Source organism: Azospirillum brasilense (assembly GCF_008365405.1).
GTDB lineage: Bacteria > Pseudomonadota > Alphaproteobacteria > Azospirillales > Azospirillaceae > Azospirillum > Azospirillum brasilense_D.
The window spans coordinates 1-3,225 of record NZ_QOKV01000060.1 but is presented as its reverse complement, the minus strand read 5'-3'; the positions used below and the strand labels follow the sequence as shown (position 1 = coordinate 3,225).

General features: G+C 66.8%; 2 protein-coding genes and 1 pseudogene. All 3 read right to left on the bottom strand.

Annotation, left to right across the window (positions count from 1 at the left end; genetic code table 11):
- Window positions 1-127: pseudogene (locus DS837_RS32980) on the bottom strand (electron transfer flavoprotein subunit beta/FixA family protein); the annotation flags it as partial.
- A complete protein-coding gene (locus DS837_RS31660; RefSeq protein WP_149168377.1) occupies window positions 124-2,289 on the bottom strand; it encodes a methyl-accepting chemotaxis protein in 2,166 nt (721 codons plus the stop codon). The gene DS837_RS31660 and the pseudogene DS837_RS32980, both read right to left, overlap by 4 nt.
- A 31-nt stretch (window positions 2,290-2,320) precedes the next feature.
- On the bottom strand, window positions 2,321-3,225 hold a 905-nt coding region (locus tag DS837_RS31655; RefSeq protein WP_149168376.1), incomplete at its 5' end, for a branched-chain amino acid ABC transporter permease.

Here is a 3,225-nt window from a genome sequence, read left to right as displayed (position 1 = left end):
CGGCGATCTCGTCGAAGGGGTTCATGCTCATCTTCACGTTGGCGGTCTCAACGCCGGAACCGTCCGCCTTGACGCGGATCTTGACGTTGTAATCGACCACCCGCTTGACCGGGACGAGGACCTTCATGTCGGGGTTGCTTCTTCCGTGGTTCGAATGTCGGACAGGAAACGTTCGATTTCTGTGCGCAGGCTGGCGGCTTGCCGGGTAAGGTCGCCGGAGGCGCTCAACACATCCCCCGCCGCCGTTTTGGTGCTGTTGGCGGAGAGCGCCACGCCGTCGATGATGGCGGTCACGGACTGAGTTGCCGTTGCCGCCTGGCCGGCGTTGGCAGCGATCTCGGCGATCGCCGCACCCTGCTCTTCAACGGCACCGGTCACGATGGCGGAGATTTGGCCCATCTCCTCAATCACCGAGACGATCTGGCCAATGGCAACGGCTGCCCCGTCGGTTACCGACTGCATGGTGTCGATCTGGGCGCCGATCTCCTCGGTCGCTCTGGCCGTCTGAGCGGCCAGGCTCTTGACCTCCGAGGCCACGACGGCGAAGCCCTTGCCGGCCTCTCCGGCGCGGGCCGCCTCGATGGTCGCGTTCAGGGCCAACAGGTTGGTCTGCGCCGCGATATCGTGGATGAGCTGCACCACGGCGCCAATGCGGCCGGAGGTCTCCACCAGCACCCGCATGGTACCGCCGGCTTGCACGGAGGCGTCGATGGCGGCGTGGGTGATGCGGCTGGATTCCTCGTTGTGGCGACGGATGTTGCTGATGGAAGCGCGGAGTTGGTTGGCCGCCGAGGCCACGGTGCCGACACTCGCCGCAGTCTGCTCGGCCGCAGCGGCGACGCCGGTGGCCTCGTTCAGGGTGCGGTCGGCACCGTCGCTCATGGTTTGGGCGGTCGCTTCCAATCCGTCCGCGGAAGAGGCCACGGCGCGGACGATGCCTCCGACACGGGAGTCGAAGCCTTGGGTTGCCTGCTCCAGCGCACGCGTCCGCTTTTCGCGCTGAGCGCGCACTTGCTCCTGTTCAGCCTTTAGAACCTCGGCACGCCCCAGTGCTTCCTGAAACACCTGCATAGCGTCAGCCATCCGGCCGATCTCATCGCGCCGATCCCGGGCCGGAATCGTGATGTCGAGGTCTCCTTCGGCGAGGCGTTGCATGGCGTGGCTCATCGCGCTCAGCGACTTCGTGATGCCACGGGCAAAAAGGACGCCGCCCACGCAAATGATGAGCAACAACAGGCAACCGGCGATCATCATCTGGTTGCGCATGGCGTAAACCGGCGCCAGCACCTCCGCCACCGAGGCTTCCGCCAGAACGGTCCAGGCCAGTCTGTCGTGCCGCAGCGGACGGGCCGCGGCCAGGGCGACTGCCGTGCCAAGCGCGTTCATCGTCTCGACCACGCGCGCGTTGCCAGCATATCCGCCAGTTGGCCCCATGGTTATGGATCCGCCGACGTGGCGGGACAGGACGGGCAGGCCGTGAGCGAAGCGGGGTGTGCTGCGCAGAAGGCCATCGGCGCCGAGAAGGTAGGTGTCGCCGGTCTCACCCATGCCATCGGTCGCCCGCATGATGCGGTTCAGGCCGTCGGGCTCCAGCCGAAATGCGAGGAGGGCGAGCAATTGGGCGCTGCCGTCCGGCTGCGGCATGGTGATGGGACTGACGAGGAAGGCCGAGGGCGGCTCGTCGGGCGCGCCATAGACGGTGAAGTCAGCGATCTGCAGTGTGCCGGGGTGTGGATCGCTTCGGACGGCGGCCTGAAGGTTGGCCAGGGCGGGTGACGCGACCGGACGGGCAAAGTCGGCCCCCTTGGCCACGCTATAAATCACCACGCCCTCAGGACTCAGCAAAAGCACGTCGGCGAGACCCCGGCGCTGCATGAGATCCTGCATCCAGCCATGCAGCCGCAGGTGCGCGATGTCGTACATCGCGCCGGAATCCGCCTTTTCCAGCCTGTGGCGCTCGCCAGCCGGGTATGGGTTGTCGTCCACGTAGCGCTTGCGCAGGGAAGCGCCAGCGTCCCCGCGGTCGGCCTCGACGCGCCAGCCGTTGCTCATCCCGACCGCCGCGTCACGCATGGACCGGGTGCTGGCGGTCAGCACGATGTCGCTTTCCAAATTGTCCAGATAGGCGCGCACGCTGGCTTCGCGCGCATCGGCCAGCGCCACCAGCTTGTCCTGCGCCGTCTCCCGCAAGCGCCTGGACGCGGCATCATAGGCGAAACTGCCGAGCAGCACGGCAGCAAGCACCGCCGAAGTCACCAACGCGCCAGGGATTTTGTATGTCAAGAACACGGCTACACCTCCGGTGCACGGCGAGGAAGGATCAGCGGCTGCGCCTGCCAATCCAGGCAAGGCACTCGCCGACGACGCCGCGTCGGAAGACCAGCACACAGACCACGAAGATGGCGCCGGTCACCACCGGAACCGGCACATTGAAGTCGGCCAGGTAGCTCTGCAGCGTGACGACGATGGCCGCCCCCACCACCGGGCCGAGCAGCGTGCCCATGCCGCCGAGCAGCGTCATCAGCACCACCTCGCCGGACATCTGCCACGTCACGTCGGTCAGCGAGGCGAGCTGGAAGACCAGCGCCTTGGTGCCGCCGGCCAGACCGGCGAGGCTCGCCGACAGCACGAAGGCCAGCAGCTTGTAACGCTCCGTCCGGTAGCCCAGCGACACGGCGCGCGGCTCGTTCTCGCGGATCGCCTTCAGCACTTGGCCGAAGGGCGAGTGCACCGTGCGCCAGACCACCGCGAAGCCGGCCAGGAACACCGCCAGCACGAAGTGGTACATGGACATCAAGTTGTTGAGGTCGATCACCCCGAACAGATGCCCGCGCGGCACCGCCTGGATGCCGTCCTCGCCGCCGGTGAACTTGAGCTGGAGCGCCATGAAGAAGACCATCTGCGACAGCGCCAGAGTGATCATGGCGAAGTAGATGCCCTGCCGGCGGATCGCCAGAGCGCCGAAGGCGAGGCCCAGCAGCGCGGAGAAGCCCATGCCGAGCAGGATGCTGACCTCCGGCCCCAGCCCCCAGACCTTGGCGGAATGGGCGGTGATGTAGGCCGCCCCACCGAAGAAGGCGGCGTGGCCGAAGCTCAGCAGACCGGCGAAGCCGATCAGCAGGTTGAAGGCGCAGGCGAACAGCGCGAAGCACAGCACCTTCATCACGAAGACGGGGTACAGCACGAAGGGCGCCGCCAACGCGATCAGCAGGCCGATGCCGAGGA